This window comes from Roseofilum sp., assembly GCF_982964205.1.
In genome coordinates this window covers 2,584-20,385 of record NZ_CEZBFX010000050.1, presented here as the reverse complement: position 1 = coordinate 20,385, position 17,802 = coordinate 2,584, and the positions used below count along the sequence as shown (strand labels likewise).

15 protein-coding genes are annotated in these 17,802 nt (G+C 43.4%); 6 read left to right on the top strand and 9 right to left on the bottom strand.

Annotation, left to right across the window (positions count from 1 at the left end):
- Positions 1 to 43 precede the first annotated feature (43 nt).
- The gene (locus tag AC3A14_RS13710; protein WP_318735201.1) at positions 44 to 2,968 is read left to right on the top strand and encodes a sensor domain-containing protein; all 2,925 of its coding nucleotides are present in this window, start codon (positions 44 to 46) and stop codon (positions 2,966 to 2,968) included.
- On the opposite strand, the gene wecB is transcribed toward AC3A14_RS13710, so the two are convergent.
- Entirely contained in the window at positions 2,965 to 4,077 is a 1,113-nt protein-coding gene (gene wecB / locus AC3A14_RS13705; RefSeq protein ID WP_318735198.1) for a non-hydrolyzing UDP-N-acetylglucosamine 2-epimerase, read from the bottom strand. The two genes, AC3A14_RS13710 and wecB, sit on opposite strands and share 4 nt — an antisense overlap.
- Before the next feature lie 216 nt (positions 4,078 to 4,293).
- On the opposite strand from wecB, the gene AC3A14_RS13700 reads away from it, so the two are divergent.
- Genes AC3A14_RS13700 through AC3A14_RS13690 form a run of 3 tightly spaced genes read left to right on the top strand, consistent with a single transcriptional unit; the run spans position 4,294 to position 8,709 of the window.
- Complete coding sequence (locus tag AC3A14_RS13700; RefSeq protein ID WP_318735196.1) at positions 4,294 to 5,580, top strand: type IV pilus twitching motility protein PilT; 1,287 nt, start codon at positions 4,294 to 4,296, stop codon at positions 5,578 to 5,580.
- A gap of 14 nt (positions 5,581 to 5,594) precedes the next feature.
- Complete coding sequence (locus AC3A14_RS13695) at positions 5,595 to 6,311, top strand: circadian clock KaiB family protein (RefSeq protein ID WP_318735194.1); 717 nt, start codon at positions 5,595 to 5,597, stop codon at positions 6,309 to 6,311.
- 49 nt (positions 6,312 to 6,360) lie between these two features.
- Positions 6,361 to 8,709 carry an NACHT domain-containing protein gene (locus tag AC3A14_RS13690; RefSeq protein ID WP_318735191.1) on the top strand — a complete coding sequence of 783 codons (2,349 nt, stop codon included), beginning with the start codon at positions 6,361 to 6,363 and terminating at the stop codon, positions 8,707 to 8,709.
- A 427-nt stretch (positions 8,710 to 9,136) separates the two neighbouring features.
- On the opposite strand, the gene AC3A14_RS13685 is transcribed toward AC3A14_RS13690, so the two are convergent.
- The 8 genes from AC3A14_RS13685 to AC3A14_RS13650 form a co-directional block, all read right to left on the bottom strand.
- Positions 9,137 to 9,580, bottom strand: a complete 444-nt coding sequence (locus tag AC3A14_RS13685; RefSeq protein ID WP_318735188.1) for an aspartyl protease family protein — start codon at positions 9,578 to 9,580, stop codon at positions 9,137 to 9,139.
- A 240-nt stretch (positions 9,581 to 9,820) separates the two neighbouring features.
- Positions 9,821 to 10,483, bottom strand: a complete 663-nt coding sequence (locus tag AC3A14_RS13680; protein ID WP_318735186.1) for a class I SAM-dependent methyltransferase — start codon at positions 10,481 to 10,483, stop codon at positions 9,821 to 9,823.
- A 24-nt stretch (positions 10,484 to 10,507) separates the two neighbouring features.
- On the bottom strand, positions 10,508 to 13,219 hold the full coding sequence (locus tag AC3A14_RS13675) for an ATP-binding protein (protein WP_487779030.1): 2,712 nt from the start codon (positions 13,217 to 13,219) through the stop codon (positions 10,508 to 10,510).
- A 172-nt stretch (positions 13,220 to 13,391) separates the two neighbouring features.
- Complete coding sequence (locus tag AC3A14_RS13670; protein WP_318700438.1) at positions 13,392 to 14,081, bottom strand: zinc metallopeptidase; 690 nt, start codon at positions 14,079 to 14,081, stop codon at positions 13,392 to 13,394.
- A gap of 229 nt (positions 14,082 to 14,310) precedes the next feature.
- Positions 14,311 to 14,700: a response regulator gene (locus AC3A14_RS13665; protein WP_318735181.1), complete on the bottom strand. Its 390-nt coding sequence runs from the start codon at positions 14,698 to 14,700 to the stop codon at positions 14,311 to 14,313.
- 297 nt (positions 14,701 to 14,997) lie between these two features.
- Positions 14,998 to 15,855 carry a 16S rRNA (cytosine(1402)-N(4))-methyltransferase RsmH gene (rsmH, locus tag AC3A14_RS13660; protein ID WP_318735177.1) on the bottom strand — a complete coding sequence of 286 codons (858 nt, stop codon included), beginning with the start codon at positions 15,853 to 15,855 and terminating at the stop codon, positions 14,998 to 15,000.
- A 142-nt stretch (positions 15,856 to 15,997) separates the two neighbouring features.
- Entirely contained in the window at positions 15,998 to 16,177 is a 180-nt protein-coding gene (locus AC3A14_RS13655; RefSeq protein ID WP_318735174.1) for a hypothetical protein, read from the bottom strand.
- A 33-nt stretch (positions 16,178 to 16,210) separates the two neighbouring features.
- The gene (locus AC3A14_RS13650; protein WP_318735171.1) at positions 16,211 to 16,417 is read right to left on the bottom strand and encodes a hypothetical protein; all 207 of its coding nucleotides are present in this window, start codon (positions 16,415 to 16,417) and stop codon (positions 16,211 to 16,213) included.
- Here AC3A14_RS13650 and AC3A14_RS13645 point away from each other — a divergent pair.
- Together AC3A14_RS13645 and AC3A14_RS13640 are read left to right on the top strand one after the other, a co-directional pair.
- On the top strand, positions 16,412 to 16,996 hold the full coding sequence (locus AC3A14_RS13645; RefSeq protein ID WP_318735168.1) for a hypothetical protein: 585 nt from the start codon (positions 16,412 to 16,414) through the stop codon (positions 16,994 to 16,996). The genes AC3A14_RS13650 and AC3A14_RS13645 overlap by 6 nt on opposite strands.
- Before the next feature lie 229 nt (positions 16,997 to 17,225).
- A complete protein-coding gene (locus AC3A14_RS13640) occupies positions 17,226 to 17,726 on the top strand; it encodes a GIY-YIG nuclease family protein (RefSeq protein WP_487779029.1) in 501 nt (166 codons plus the stop codon).
- The last annotated feature ends 76 nt before the right edge of the window (positions 17,727 to 17,802 follow it).

Genomic DNA, 17,802 nt, shown 5'->3' with positions numbered 1-17,802 from the left:
CTTCTATTCACTCCAGCTTTTTAAATTCAGCTAGGAGGTTCAGGTGAAACCACACCCATACAATCCCCATCAGATTAGGGTAGCTCTAACAGCCTTAGGTTTATGGAGTTGCCTACTTTTGTTTGGGTTAGTGTTTGCACCTTTACATGGTGTCAACAGCTTACAGCAGATTTATCCTTTAATTAGCATTCTACTACCTCTGATGCTCCTCTCCTACTGGGGAGGATTGAAAGTAGGGTTAGGGAGTGCTATATTAGCGAATCTAATTCTTATCTATAATTATTTTATCCCTGGCGATCGCCTTTTTTTCCCCCAGACCCCTTTAGAATTGGGTTTATCGGCGTTCCTCATGTTTAGTCTGGCTCTTTTCATCGGTCATACCCAAGATCAAAATAAATCCCTGATCGGCAAGCTCCAAAATACCCAAAATTCCTTAGACAAAAGTTTAGATAGACTCACCAGCTATAATATTCTGCTTCAAGAACTACTCCGAGAAAGCCATGTTTACTATCAATCTTTAGCTGATATTCTACCCCAAATTATCTATCGGGTCGATTGTGAAGGTAAATTAACTTTTGTCAATCAAGCCTTTTTAAAAACCCTGGGACATGAACAGACAGAGATTATTAATAAACGCTTAGATCGAATTTACCCTCCAGAGTTAGCCCAAAAATTCATGAGTGAAGATCGATGGGTTCAAGAAACAGGAAAGGGGTTAGATAGGATCGATTCTCAATGCTTTCCCTCTAGCGATCGCCCCCATTATTTTCATGTCATTAAAACGCCCATACATAATGCCCATGGGGATATTGTTGGCACTCAATCTGTGAGTTTAGATATTACTGAGCGTCACAGCATTTTAGAAGCCTTGCAAAAAAGTCAAAAACGCTATGAATTGGCAACCCAAGCAGGCAGAGTTGGCATTTGGGAATGGGATTTTATCGAAAATACTTTCAAGTTAGATGCTAGTTTGCAACGGTTATTAGGGTATCATACTGAAGATAAACAGCCGGAGTTTAAAGACTGGTCAAAACGAATTTATAGCGAAGACAAAAGAAGCTTAGTCCAACAAATCCATCGAGTTATAAATGGAGAAATGAAACACTATGAAATCACACAAAGACTCATTCATAAAAATGGCACTATTCGTTGGTTTCTGTTGCGCGGTAGTGTACAAAGAAACGAGCAAGACCAGGCTATTCAGTTGATGGGCACAGGGACTGATATTACCGAATTTAAAGCAACTGAAGAAGCTCTAATCAAAGCGGAGAAGAAATATCATAGTATTTTTGAAAATGCCATTGAAGGTATTTTTCAATCTACGTTGGATGGGGCATTTATTAACGTTAATCCTGCATTTGCCAAGATTTTAGGGTATGCTTCACCTGAAAATCTCATACAAATTATTGAGAGTATTCAAGAACAAGTTTATGTGGATTCACAACAGCGCGATCGCTTGATTACTCTCATTGAGGAAAAGGGAGAAGTATTAGGGTTTGAATCTCAAGTTTATCGTGTTGACGGGAGCCAAATCTGGATTTCGGAAAATTGTCATGCCGTGCGAAGTAACAAAGGTCATTTACTATACTTTGAAGGTACAATTGAAGATATTACAGAGCGCAAGAAAGCCCAAGAGATTCTAGAATATCATGCGTTTCATGACCCATTAACCGGACTGTGTAATCGTTCAGCATTGGTGGGTAAAATTGAAGAGTGTTTAACTCAAGTTCTGGGAAAAACAGGACATTTTTTTACGGTTTTAATGATCGATCTCAATCGCTTTAAGATCATTAATGATAGTTTAGGTCACTTTGTGGGAGATCAACTCTTAATTAGTGTGGCGAGACGATTAGAAACCTATGTGGCTAATTGTGGAATTGTATCTCGATTGAATGGAGATGATTTTGCGGTTCTGATTCCAGAAATCCAGAATTATGAGGAAATTATGGAATTAGCAAATTGCATGGAAGAAGCACTTGCCCATGAGCCGTTTTGGGTGCAAGGTCATGAAGTATTTCTCAGTGCTAGTATAGGCATTGTTTTATCCCATCATGCGTCTACCGGATTGGTGTATGAGGATGCCGAACGTTTACTCAAAGATGCAGATACGGCGATTCATCATGCCAAACGCAAGGGTAAAAATCATCATCAATTGTTTGATAGTACCATGCGATCGGTCGATGAATGTCAGTTTCAGCTAGAAATGGATTTGCGTCGGGCGATCGAACGACAGGAGTTTTGCTTGTACTATCAACCGATTATTTCTTTACATACCGGAAAAATTAGTGGATTTGAATCGTTAATTCGGTGGAAAACCCAGGACAATCAAGTGATTAGTCCCGGTCGGTTTATTCCTTTAGCGGAAGTAACGGGTTTGATTGTGACCATAGGAGAATGGGTGATTGATGAAGCCTGTAGACAAATTAAGCAGTGGCAAATCGATGGCTTGTTATTCGATCCCTTCTATGTGAATGTGAATGTGGCGGGTCGCCAGTTTTCTCAAGCGGGCTTGGTTGATATTATTATGCAATCTTTGCAACGCCATCAATTACCCCCCAATTATTTCCAAGTGGAAATTACGGAAGGGTTAATGATGGAAAATTTAGATTCTGTGGTGGAGCAATTATGCCAATTGCAAGAGTTAGGGGTCAATCTTTGTATTGATGATTTTGGGACGGGACATTCGAGCTTAAGTCGCCTCCAGTTGTTTCCTATTGATACTCTGAAAATCGATCAGTCGTTTATTCCTTTAAATTCTGAGGTGGAAAAGGATTGGGAGTTGGTGAAATCGATTGTGAATTTGGGCCATAGTTTGTCGATGCATGTGGTGGCTGAGGGAGTAGAAACGGTGGAACAGCAGCAGAAGTTGACGCAATTGGGGTGTGATTATGGACAAGGGTATCTGTTTGCGAAACCCTTGACACAGGAGGCGGTGAGAGAGTTTTTACGGCAAAATCCCGTTTTCTAAGGTTTCAGAAATCTTATGACTTGTTCTAAGATGCGTTCGGAAGCGTGACCATCTCCAAAGGGGTTAATCGCGGTTGCTATGCGCTGATAGAGGTTGGGTTGAGAGAGGAGTTCAGAGGCAGCATTCAAGATAGAGTGAGATTCTGTACCGACTAAGCGGGCAGTGCCAGCGGCGATCGCCTCTGGACGTTCTGTTGTCTCCCGCAGTACTAATACCGGTTTGCCTAACGAGGGCGCTTCTTCCTGAAGTCCTCCAGAGTCGGTTAGCACAAAATGACAGGCGGCGATCGCCCCCACTAACTGGGCATAATCTAAGGGTTCCGTTAAAAAGATGCGATCGTGGTTGCCGAGTATTCGCTGTAAGGGTTCGCGCACTGTGGGATTGCGGTGTAAGGGCAAAACCAGGGCGGTATCTGGGAATTTGGCTAAGATTTGTAGGAATCCTTCGGCGATCGCCTCTAACGGACTGCCCCAATTTTCCCGCCGATGCACCGTCGCCAATAACACCCGATATTTAGACCAGTCTAACCCCCCAATCTCACACCCACTCTGAGATTCAGCCACCTTCAAGAGCGCATCAATCACCGTATTTCCCGTCTGATGAATCTCTCCCACCACCCCAGAGCGCTGTAAATTCTCCACCGCCAACTCCGTAGGGGCAAAATGTAAATGGGCTAACTGGGAAATCAAGCGCCGATTCGCCTCCTCTGGATAGGGATTCCAAAGTTGATCCGTGCGTAATCCAGCCTCCACATGGGCAACCGGAATTTTCTGGTAAAATGCCGCTAAGGTCGCTGAAAATGCCGTGGTCGTATCTCCCTGTACAATGACCAAATCTAATCCCAACTCCACAAACAGAGCTTCTAAACCCTGCAAACTGCGACAAGTAATATCCGTAAGCGTCTGTTTCGGCTGCATAATCTGCAAATTATGGTCAGCCGTTAGCCCAAATAACTCCATTACTTGGGCGACCATCTCTTGATGTTGACCCGTTAAAATAACTTCAGTCTCAAACTCTGGAGCTGCTCTAAACTGAGCGATCGCAGGCGCTAACTTAATCGCCTCTGGGCGAGTGCCCACAATAATCCCAATTCGCCAAACTTTAGACATACTTTATACAAATAAAACAGAAAAAAAGGAGTACAATGGAAAATTGACTGGTTTCCCTTGGATGCCATCTTACACCTTAACCTTTTGATGCATCGATCGCCGATGCCCGAAGTTTTATAAGACACATGCCCAACCCCCCGTGAATTCATTCCGAGGATGAAGGCTAAAGTGTAGGTTAAAACCTGCACTTACTGATGTATTGTACAGGACTTAGCTATGACCCAATCCCCCCAGAAAAAACCGCCCTCTCCTCCTCCTCGTCCCCCGGCTCCTCCCCCGCGTGCAGCCGCTAGTGCAGATGGAGCTACCCAACAAATGCCTGCCAGAACCATGCCCATGAATCCCCAGGCAGCGAAGGCAGCCAAGGCTAAGGCAGCTCCCCCTCCAGGAGCAGCGCCCAAAGCCGCCAAGCGGTCAGCGGCCAAAGCAGGGCCGAGTCCGGGTAATCCCACCCTCCAAGAAATTGTTAAACGAGCCGACGAAGATGGGGTCTCTGATATCCACGTAGGGGTTAATGAAATTCCTCGCTTTCGGAAACGGGGTGATATTACCAGTCTGGAATATCCCAGAACTGACCTGAATACATTCATGAGCTGGTTGCGAGAATGTATGACGGATGAAGAAATCCGTCAATTCCAAGACCACCTCGATTTTGACGGTGCATTTGATTTTGGCTTTGTGCGAATTCGGATTAATGTCTTTGATTCGTTGGCCGGACCAGCTATGGTGCTGCGCTTGATTCCATCGAATATTTTGACGATGGAACAGTTGAAATCTCCAGAAGTGTTCAAGGATATCTGTCACTATCACAAGGGGCTGATTCTGGTGACGGGGCCCACGGGTTCCGGGAAATCGACCACCATGGCGGCGATGATTGACTATATCAATCGGAACATGGCCCACCATATTATTACGATTGAAGACCCGGTGGAGTTTGTCCATGTGAGTCAGAAATCCTTGGTAAAACACCGGGAAGTCGGCCGTCATACCCGGGAATTTAAGAATGCCCTGAAAGCGGCTCTGCGGGAAGACCCGGATTTGATGTTGGTGGGGGAAATTCGGGACAAGGAAACCATGGGTATCGCCCTGAAAGCTGCCTCGACCGGTCACTTGGTGATGGGAACCTTGCACACCAATAGTGCGGTAAAAACGATTGAGCGGATTATGGGGATGTTTCCCCCCGCAGAACAGCCAGCCCTGCGAGTTTCACTTGCGGAGTCTTTGGTCTGTATTGTTGCTCAAGGTTTGTGTAAAACAACGGATGGGAAGCGGGCGGCATTCCATGACATTATGATTGCTACGGATGCGGTGAAAGAGTATGTAATCAAAAATGACTTAGAGGCCATTACCCAAATTATGCTTCGGTCAGAGTTTGAAGGGATGACGACGATGAATAAGGCTCTGTATAATCTCTATCAAGAGGGTCGGATCACGGAAGAAACGGCCCTAGAGAAATCGCCAACGCCAAATGAAATGGCCCAATTCCTCCGAGGTCGGATTTAATTTAGACTAAGGGAATGATGGGTTCTGAGTCATTCAAGGCGATCGCCCTATTCACTCCTGGGGGGGACATTGTTTACTGCATCGATCCGAGGAAACGGAATCGATGGCATATCGATCTGTGTGCTAAATTGCAGACTCTTTTGGATCTCAGTGCTGCCCCCCATTTTTTGGTTCCCTGTTATACGGCAACCCTAGATCGATGGATCGATCCCCACACTCAGCAAACCCATTGTGTGGCTGAAGCTTACCCCCTGGTGTTTGATTATGCACCGCTGTTAAATGCGCTATTTGGCTTAGAGGTCGAGTGGAAACGGGTATCTTGTGATACTGAGCTGTGCGATCCGATCGCGATCGCCTCCTATTACGAACAATTTCCCCAACTCTGGGAAGATCATGATTGGGTGGTGCGAGTCCAACATCGCTCTGTAGAAGAGATGCAACCGGACTTATCCCTAGAAGAATTCAACCCCCACGGCTATATTTTTCGCTTATTTGTCTCTGGAAATCACAACACAACAGAGCGACTATTACACAAAGTTCACTTGTTTTTAGAACAAAGTCTTTCTCAACCCTACACCCTGAAAGTGATTGATATTCTCAAACATCCCGATCTCGCCGAACAGGATCAGGTCTTAGCTACCCCCACCCTACTCCGAGTTTGGCCTCAACCCATGCGTCGCGTGGTTGGAGAAATTGAATATCAGGAACAACTATTTCGCCTGATTCATTAGGGAATGGGGAGAGCTAGATATAATAGGCGTGAGTTTCTGAGGTTGAGCTATGACAGAGGAAACGCGGGAAGAAGAACAAGAAGAACAGCGATCGGAATCAGTAAAAATTGATAACGCATCCGCTCGCCAATGGATTCGCGGGCCGTTGCTGACATTTGTGCGATGGATGCCATTAGGAGCCACTGGTGGCCCATTTATTGCCTTCCTCTTACAACAAGAGTGGTTGATGGCAGTGCTACTATTACCGGTGAATGCGGTTAGTGTCGCTTGGGGTGCTTATTCTGAGAGCTTTTTGATAGGTTTAGCTGAGATCTATGAGGGGAGAGGCAAGGAAGATGCGAAAGGTTTAATTAACTGGATAGACCGGACAAATAAAAGGATTGAAGAAGCGATTCAATGGCAGTTAGCAGGAGTGGATGAGAAATACTTAACGCTGCAAGGCAATACCTGCCAAGACTTTAAGATGGAAGGGTTTAAGCCTGGCTTAAGTATCTTTACTCCCTTACTCAATGAAGTCTTTGTTCCCTTGGGCTTAAGTAATGCCTTTATTCGCAACTTTGAAGGGGAATCTTTGCCCCTCTTTGCAGGAATGAAGTGGAATCGGGAAAAGCTCGAAAAATTACAAGAAAAGGGTTTACAGATTTGGGAAATTTTAAAACAAGCAGAGAAAACGGAAGCCTATCGCCGGTTAGCGATTATTTCCTGGGGTGGATATGGGAAAACGACACTGTTGCGCCACATCACGTATATTTATACTGAGAAGAAACAAGGAAAATATAGAGCGCCGAAACTATTGCCGGTTTTATTATTACTGCGTCATTGGCAATCTGCGATCGTGAATGAAAGTCAGTTAACGCTACCCCAACTCATTGAAGAGTATCATATTCCTCAGCTACCTGGATATCATAAACTACAACTGCCTCCGAATTGGGCTAGGAACCATCTGCGAGACGGTAAGCTGTTGGTGATGATTGATGGGTTTGATGAGGTCAAAGAAGGCTGGCGCACTCAGATTAGCGAGTGGATTGGCAAAGAAATGAGTCAGTATCCGCAGGCTTATTTTATTGTCACCTCCCGTCCCTCCGGGTATAAGTCGTTTTCTTCGGAGTATAAACTGAAGGCTGAGTTATTTATTCAGCCGTTTAATCGCCATCAGCAAGAGAGATTTATTCAGAATTGGTATGGATGCCAGGAGAGATATTCTAGAGGGGGAAGAAATACTCCAGAGGTAAAAGCGGAAGCAACGACAAATGCCAATAATTTATTACAGCAGTTAGAGCAGCGTCCGGAACTGAATGACTTGGCCAAAATTCCCCTGTTGTTAAATTTAATTGTGAATGTTCATCGGTCTTATCCCGGTGAAAAATTACCTAAGCGGCGCAGTGAATTATATCGAGAAGTGATCGGTTTGCAGTTGGGTAATCGTCCTTTAGCGAGGAATATAGACTTGCTGTTACCGGCGGATGAAACGCAGAAAATTTTACAGAGATTAGCCTTATATATGGTACTAAAAAATGAGCCAGAAATTGATTATCATTTGTTATACTATTGTATCAATGCTCTAGTGACCAGGATTGATGCTTCAGTAGATACGAATGCTTTTATTCAACAACTGGTTGATGTGAGCGAACTACTGGTGAAACGCGATAATGGTTATCAGTTTGCTCATTTAAGTTTTCAAGGATATTTAGCTGCAAGCGAAATTATTCGCATTCATAAAGAGGTGTTATTAATCAAAAATTGGCAAGAGTCTTGGTGGCGAGAAACGATATTGTTGTATGCGGCACAAGTGAATCCCAATCCGTTTTTGAAAGCGTTAATTAATGTGGGTACGTCAGAGTCTGTTGCTTTGGCTTATGATTGCATTCAAGAAACGCCTCGCAAAGTCTCTCCAGAGATAGAAAATGAGTTACAAGAACTAGAAGCGAGTGTTAGTAATTTATTGTTTCGAGATTTGCAACGTTATCTGAGCAATAGAGAATGGCGAAACGCAGACGAGGAAACAACCCGTTTAATGCTGCAGTTAGGCGATGATGAAGATAAAGGGTATTTAGTTATCGATGATTTACGCAAATTTCCCCGTAATGAGTTACAAGTGATAGATAGTTTGTGGGTGAAGTATAGCAATGGGAAATTTGGCTTTTCTGTTCAAAAGAAAATTTGGCTTGATTTGGGAAAATTATTAGGAAAGTCTAATATAAACACTTGGAAAAATTTTTGCGAACACATCGGTTGGAGAAAGGATAACGAATGGTTAAATCATAATGATCTCACTTTTAATGCAAATGCACTACAAGGGCATTTTCCATGGTTTAAGACGCTGTTACTGGGGTCGTCAAAGGGCGGGATGAGGATTGATGTTGATACTTTTTTCTCTTATCTAGACTCTAGCACATAAGGGATTCACAGAATTATCAAGATTTATTATCAATAGATTAGATGCGCTAGTTTCACGCTTTCAGCATTTCATTACCTGCTATATCAATGAACAATTAACAATGGTTCTGAATATCAAGTCTGAATAATCAATTACGATATGTCATTGCGAATGAAGCGCCAGCGCAATGAAGCAATCGCAAAATTCCCGAATCTTGGCGATTTCTTCCCTGCGATCGCAATGACAACTCAAATCTATCAATCAACAATATACCTCATAGCAGCGCGAAGTGCTGTATCCTGCCCACCTTACAATTGCTTTGCCATACCATCCGCCTTACAAAATCGTTAAATACAGCGCTTTGCGCTGTTATGAGGGACAGTGTTGAATCCTCAAAGCTATGTACCAAAAGCCTATTCCCTATTCCCTATTCCCTATTCCCTATTCCCTAGCGCAAAGCGCTATAAGTATCCATTGAATCGTCAGGCAACAGCTTCAACTGCCGATTCTTTAAATCCAACTCTATCCCCAACGTCTCCAAAGGAATCACCCCCATTAACGGCTCCCTTCCTCCGGGTAATTCCAAACATTCAAATGTTCCCTCGCGCCCCATAATACAAACAGACGCATCACGAAAGATTCGCGCTTTACTCAATCCCGTGGCTGTGGAGACATTTACTTCCTTGAGCAATTCCAATCCTAAAGTGGCGATCGCATCTGAAGGTAAACACAATAACGTAGCTCCCGTATCCACGAGAACATCTGTCAGCGTCATTGAGCGCACTTCTTCTGGAGTAATATACCCTCGCGTTGCCGTAGACTGATCGGCGCGATTGGTGACTTTTAAAGTCGTTTCAACTTTTCCCATGGGAGTTTCAGTGGATGGATTCATAACTTTTGCTCTCTTACACTACCTCAATTATGACTACTGAGTCAGGTGGGCAGGAAAACCAGTAATACAGCGCTTTGCGCTGTTATGAGGGACAGTGTTGAATCCTCAAAGCTATGTACCAAAAGCCTATTCCCTATTCCCTATTCCCTAGCGCAAAGCGCTATATTATTCAACATTAATAAAAATAGCCTGCCCACCCTACGATAATTTGCTTGTCACTATTACCCATTACCAGCTAGATTAGCGTTTCCAGGCTAAAGTTAAGCCATCGCCAATGGGGACTAAACTTAACTCAATTCGCTCATCTTTTTTGAGCGTTTGATTAAACGCTCGAAGGGCTTTGGTGCGGGGATCGTCTACTTGCGGATCGGCGACTTTTCCTGCCCATAACACATTATCAATGGCAATTATTCCTCCGGGACGCACCAAGGTTAAGGCTTTTTCGTAATAATTAATATAATTGCGTTTATCGGCATCAATAAAGGCAAAATCAAATGTATTGTTTTCTCCGTTCGCTATCAGTTGATCCAGGGTGTCTAGAGCGGGAGCAAGGCGCAAGTCGATGCGATCGCTAACTCCTGCCTTTTGCCAATAGCGACGTGCTATATTCGTTACCTCTGCATCCACATCACAAGCCACGATCTGACCCTCTGGAGGTAGTGCTAAGGCCACAACTAGGCTACTATATCCTGTAAACACCCCAATCTCTAAGGTTTTCTTCGCCCCCATTAACCGCACTAGAAACGCCATAAACTGACCTTGTTCCGGGGCAATTTGCATTCCTCCCCTAGGATTTCCAGCCGTTTCTGCTCGCAGTTCGGCTAAAATCTCCGGTTCTCTCAGGGAAACTTTTTGTAGATAATCATACAGCTCAGGGGTTAGATTTAACGATTTTAGGGACATACCAAAATCATCACTTTAAGAACTTTAGACTTTAGACTGGCTCTCCAGCAACTCTAGAATACCACGCTCATCAAACTCAGCCGTTAACTCTAGGAGGCGATCGCTAAACGCTTCATATTCGCTTTTCTTCTCTTTTAGCCGATAAGCAGTTTCCTCAATCGCGTCAATATCTCCAATTTTCAGCGCTCTATAGAGGGGTTGTAAATACTCTGGCTTCGGCACAATCATCGGAGATGGATCGCAGGGAAGCGATGAGGGCTTCTGTTCATAAATCCATTGTAAGTGGAGATAGCGCTTCAAAGCAGTAAACAACTTTTCCATGTCCAACGGCTTATCTAGAAATTCATTACATCCAGCGGCGATCGCCAAATTCCGATCTTCTAAAGACACACTTGCACTCACCGCCAATACGGGCAAATCTTGTGAATAGGATTCACGAATCCCTTTAGCAAATTCATAGCCATCCATCTCTGGCATGATAATATCCGTCATCACTAAATCAGGAGCTACTTTCACCAATTTTTCTAATCCTTCTCGTCCATTTTTAGCCTCTGATATCACAAACCCCAAAGGAGTTAAAATTTCATAAACAACGATTCGGTTCAGGGTTTGATCGTCAACCACCATAATTTTTTTCGCTTCCCCTTGATAACCGATAATTTTACCTTGTTCTAAAATCGCAGCACGGCTTACCCATTCATCAGAAACCTCTACCTCTACTTCAAAGCCAAACTTACTCCCCCGCCCAAATTCACTTTCTACTTCAAGGTTACTTCCCATCATCGTCACAATTTGCCGACAAATAGTTAACCCCAAACCCGTTCCTTCTGACTTCCTAGACTGCGAACCCACCTGTTCAAACGGCAAAAAAATCTGCCCCAATTGTTCAGGAGTCATCCCGATACCTGTATCTTCAATCACAAAGCAAATTCTAACTCGATGAGGCTCTAGATCGCGATCGCACACATCAACCTTAAATGTCACCACACCTCCATCGGTAAATTTAATCGCATTGCCTAATAAATTCAATAACACTTGTCGTAGACGCTTTTCATCTGCTTTTACCCCGACTGGCAAGCAATCATCGATCAATATCTTCAGATCAAGCCCTTTACTGGTTGCTTTTACTTTTGCCATTTCTGCTACAGCGATCAAAAAAGATGGAAAATGAAAATCGCTGTTCACCAAATTCATTTTCCTAGCTTCAATTTTAGCTAGGTCTAAAATATCATTAATTAAAGTCAATAAGTGAGAGCCTGCTTGATGAATAATCGTCACTCCCTTACGATAGTCATTGAGATCCTGAGCGCGATCCATAATTTGGGCATAACCGAGGATGCCATTTAAGGGGGTACGCAACTCATGGCTCATATTAGCTAAAAATTCACTTTTAGCTTGGTTTGCACTATCGGCTACTTTTTTCGCTTCCGCCAATTCCGCTGTTCGCTCTTCTACCCGTTGTTCCAAATCTGTAAAATAGGCTTTCAGTTGACTTGTCATGCGATTAAACGCATCTGCTAAGGTTTTCAGTTCTGTAATATTACCCTTTTTAACCTGTTGATTTAAATCTCCATGAGACATTAATTCTGAAGATTGAACAAGAGCTAGAATCGGTTCGCTAATCCAACGAGATGTATAAATTCCCAGGGTGATAGCAATTCCTAATGCAGCTAAACAAAGCCATATCGTTCTCACTGTATTGGCATCAATTTCCGCCATAAAATCTGATTCAGGAATCACCACCAGAATCAACCAATCTAATCCCTGTTCATTTCCTAAGGGAGTAACTTGTAAAAAATACTTTTCTCGATCGATCCAAAACTCCAATTGTTGGGTTCGATCGATTTGACTCAGTTGTAAAAACTTTGCTTCTAAAAATTGGCTGGCTTCGCGAATAGATACCCTTGAGCTTTCGCTCGCTTCTAAGCGCTTCGGTTCTTGGGTGATTTCATCTTTAAGATAAGGAGATTCCTGGGTTGAAGATCCAATCACATAGCCCGATCTTTCTATAATCACAATTTGACCGGATTGTCCTATTTTAATCGAGGCTAAAAACTGGTTAATTGCATCTAAGGGAATATCCACACCAGCGACACCGATGAATTGATCCTCTGGATCAAAAATAGGTTGAGCCGCCGTAACGCCTAAAATATTATCAGCGTAGGTATAGACCTCACTCCAAATTTGGCTATTTTCTTTAACTGCTTTTTGATACCAAGGTCGTGTAGTGGCATCAAAAAAATTGTAGGGGGTCAGTACATCAGTGAAGTTACCTTGAGAATCGACTGGATAACTGATCAATTCTCCAGGTTTCAGATTTTCCGTAAATTCCCAAACAAAAGTATCGTTGATCTCATATCGACCAGCACCTACAAATCCTCCAACTTTGTTTCCTACATAAATATAAAGGGGATAATTTTGACCAAAGGCATAACTTTGATTTAAAAATTGTCGATTTAAAGCTTCAATATTATTCAAATCTAGCCATCCTTGTTGAATGGCATGAGCATTAGCTGCATTAATTTGATGGGGAATGGCTAAATAGTTGTCGAGATAGCTCTGAACGCGCCCAGTGATTTCAGTTCGCAGTTGAGAGGCGACATTATTCACTGCTTTTTTTCCATTTTTTAAAGAAAAATAACCGGTTAGTCCAACTGCTGCAAAAATCTGTATTAGGAAAGGAACAACCAGAACCAGACGAAGAGGAAGCGATGGTGAGGTTTTAGAATCGCTCATGAGTTGGTCTCCAGTTTTTAGTAATAACTTAATTATAGATATTTACTCAAGTATACTAACCTTATGGGGGCGATTGTAAATGTTATCTAGATTACGACTCAACTCGGTTAGATTTTTCGTTATTAAAGTTCAATTAGGAGAGTTGCATTCTATCAACTCTCCTAGATTCTGATTAGCGATCGCGGCTAATCAGTAGCAACTGTGCTAGTTGCAACACTGCATATAATGCTGTGGCCACATAAGTCCAAGCAGCCGCTTGTAGAACCGCCTTAGCGCCTCGATTTTCTTCTCCTTGCAGAATCCCTAGATTATCAATTAACTTCAGGGCGCGACTAGAGGCATCAAATTCTACCGGTAGAGTAACCACATGGAAGGCGATCGCGCCCACAAATAATCCGATTCCTAAATTAATCACTAAGCTAGAAATTGTACCTAAACCGCCCAAAAATAACCCTAAAATCACGAGCATCGGGCCAAACTGAGACCCTAAATTAGCCACGGGCACTAAATTTGCCCTCAGATTCATAAAACTATAACCCTTCTTATCTTGCAATACATGACCACATTCATGGGCTGCCACCGCAGCAGCAGCTAAAGAAGAAGAATTATAGATCCCTTGAGAAAGGCGTACCGCTTTCGCATTCGGGTCATAATGGTCGGTTAATTCTCCAGCAACCGGTTCAATACTAATATCTGTAATTCCCATTTGATAGAGAATGGTTTGAGCCACTTCTGCACCCGTCATTCCCATACTAGAGGGAATTTGGGCATAACGCTGATAGGTGCTACGGATTTGGTTTTGCGCCCAGAACATTAAGAGTATTCCTGGGATCAGAATTAGATAGGAGCTATAGTAAGACATACAAAAATCAATCTCCAAAATGCTCAAAGTGATAGAGAGCTACAGCAGAAACGGCTGTAAGGGTTTGAGTGCCTCAATCTCAGAATTGCTATTGAATCTAGTCTAGTCTTGACCGTTTTAAAACCGCATGGTAAGGGAGATACGGTTTTCTCGAGTGTGAACCGAATCACCGATTAAAAGCCAGATGCTCAGGGAGAGATCTAGTGAGAAACCGCCCCTCTAGCTGTTATTAAAAACAACAAAACTGCCGTAGTCTAGCGGATTCTACTACTGACATGAGAATATCTGTAGCTACCGGTTTGACTAAATATCCATCTACCCCTAGATGGGATTCTTGATGTAACCAACTGGGAGCATGACAATCCGTTAGGGCAATAATAGTCACACTACATTTTTGGGCTTGCTTTCGTAATTGATTGACAAAATCAGCCGACCATTGATGGCAATTTCCTGATAGAATCACTAAGGACGGAAGGGTTTGACTCGATAGAGTCACGGCTTGTTCGGGTGATTTGGCGATCGCGACTCGACAAGGGACATGATTGAGCAGCGATTGCAAGAGGTTGAGATCGTCTAACTCTTGCCCTAAGACTAAAACATTATTTTTTAAAGTTTCCATATTCCCGTTAAATCCCATGACTGGTAGCTCAAGAGCTGCTAACGGTTCCGGTTCTCTTGAGATGGATATGCAATTGATCTTCTAACCCTATCATTTCAGAGGATCTGGATCGATCCCCCATAATTTCCAGTTTTTTTCGGTTTTACTACTCAAAAATTCAATCATAAACAGTTATAAGATACTCAGAAGATAAAAACTCACTACTCTTCTAAGTTTTATAAAGAATTGGATCGAGGTTTGAAGCGGTTTAGCCATTACCCCTTACCTGTTACCAACGCTACAGCGCAGCATGTCGCACTATAGGCGTTTTGCCAATCTCAATTTTGCCGATCGCGCACGGGGATTGTTTTGGATTTCTTCTGCGTGAGGAATTATCGGTTTTTTGGTCAAAACGGTAAGTTCTGCGGAGTCCTTAAAGTAATGTTTAACGCATCGGTCTTCTAGGGAATGAAAACTAATCATCCCAATGATTCCCCTAGGTTTTAACCAGTGTGAAGCGAGATCTAGAAACTGGGGCAAAACAGTTAACTCTTGATTCACTGTAATGCGTAGGGCTTGAAACACTCGTGTAGCGGGATGAATCCGCCCATGACGGGCGCGAGGAGGATAACAGGAAGCGATCGCCTGTGCCAACTCAGTCGTCGTGTTAAAGGGACGTTTAGCCACAATAGAGCGAGCAATACGCCGGGACAAGCGCTCCTCACCATATTGATAAAAGATATCTGCCAATTCCTTCTCATCCCCATGATTAATCAAATCCGCAGCCGTCAGGGATTGCTGTTGATTCATCCGCATATCCAAGGGGGCACTATGGCGAAAACTAAACCCCCGTTCCGGGATATCAAATTGGGCAGAACTGACCCCTAAATCGGCAATAATGCCATCAAATTGTTCGGCATTACCTGGATAATCAACAAAATTGCCCTGCCAAAAGGTTAGGCGATCGCCATACTCCGATAAAGCCAGTTTAGCCGCCTCTAGTGCCTGCGTATCTTGGTCAATAGCAGTGACCCAGATATCCCGACATTCGGCAAACAGCAGCAAGCTATGCCCTCCCCCTCCCACCGTCGCGTCCAGATACTTGCCCCCTGGACGCACGTCTAGACCTTCAATTAACTCCGATCCTAAAACAGGAATATGTAAAAACTCTGCCATGTCAATTACAGCGTTTCGCACTGGTAAGAGGTAATATCAAGTCCGTTTAAACGGTTGTCATTATAAATCATAACTGCACTAGTTTCCCACCAAATGCCTAGCTGAGTGCCGATTTTTGCATTTCGTTTACCAGTTTCGCCACCTACGGACGAGTAAGAGTAATGGTCATTTGGCTAGGGTGGCGATCGCGCTCAATTTGCTTGACAACAAAAGAAGAGCTATGTTGATCCCTATGATAGTTTTCAATCTGCTCTTCATTCAACGACGCGATCGAGCTTAAGTCAATTTCTAAGTAGCCTTTGTTTGCGTCAAGAATTTTCAAAGCACTCGCGGGGACATTACGAAATTGATCGGGCTAATTTTCCTTAGAACTGCGATAGGTCATCTTGCCATTGGGAAGATAGACAATTGACCCTTTTTCAAACTTAATCGAAGCGATCTTTTCCCATTCAAATTTGGTGAGTTCTGAGGTTCCAGTATACAAAGATAACACTTGCTCATCAATATCCGTAATCCGTCCTGATTTCTCTTCTTTATTGGCTAGAGTAATATTCGCTTGCATCAGCGTCTCCAGAATTATTGGTCACAAAAAAAAACCTTTATCTATCGCCTATTATCTGAACTTCTCCAGTTCAAACCCTTAAATTTTGATTCCATTAAAGTTCTGCGTTCCCTAGTCGATGAAGCCGTCATTGTCAGTTGGGTTTTGATTATTTTATTTCATTTAGCCCAGACTCAAGCCCTTCAGGATGCTCAACGGGATATGGGCATCAATTCCACCTTACCCGTCGTTACCTTTATTGTGCCCGAAAATAGTATTCCCCTCGGTAGTAAACTGAATGATCCCGGATCTCTTAAGCGTCCTGTAGAAGGATTTCGTTTTTTTGGTGATTTCCAAGGATTTGAAGGCTTTAAGGGGGACGAAAATAATGAGGTTTACGATCCCGAAAATCCTCTACGAGTCTGGCGATTGCTGCTAGAGCGAGACGGTTGGATCTACCTGCTGCCAACTACTCCGGGAGAAGAAAGTCCTGATACATCTCCCCCAGTGCTTGCTGTGCCCAAAAGTATGTATGGCGACCAATTAATGATTCTAGCGCCCACGTTTCAGCCACCAGAATTACCCAATGAGGAGAATTAATATCATCTCCAGATCGGTCATTGCGAACGGCACGCAGTGGAATAAAGCCATCTCTACGATCTCGGAAAGGGTAGCGATTGCTTCCCTTCGGTCGCAACGACAGAGAAAAAGTCATTGCGAGTGGAGCGCCAGCGAAACGAAGCAATCCCAATCATCTTGGAATCAAGGCGATCGCTCCCCTGTACTCACCATGACAACTATTCAGTCATTGCGAATGGAACGCAGTGGAATGAAGCAATCCCAACCATCTTGGAGTCAAGGAGATCGCTTCCCTACGATCGCAACGACCGATAAAATATCATGGCGAGTGGAGCGCCAGCGAAACGAAGCCATCCCAACCCCCCCGAATCAAGGAGATCGCTTCCCTACGATCGCAACGACCGATAAAATATCATTGCGAAGGTCGCGCCAGTGTAATGAAGCCATCCCAAGACTCATGCCTCAACAGTATTTTATTTACTTAATGACCAATCCCAACAATACAGTCATTTATACCGGAGTCACTAACGATCTGATCAGAAGAGTCTATGAACATAAGAATAAGCTAATTGAGGGATTTACCAAAAAATATAATGTCGTCAAGTTAGTCTATTACGAAATTTTTGATGACCCCACCAGCGCTATCAATCGAGAAAAGCAGATTAAAGGGGGTTCAAGAAAGAAGAAGGTTGACTTGATTAATAGCATGAATGAGCAATGGCAAGATTTGTATGATGAGATTTGTTTGTAATCTCATGGCCCTTTGAACTGTTGTCATGGCGATCTCCTTTACCCTTGTCATGGCGACCGAAGGGAAGCAATCGCCA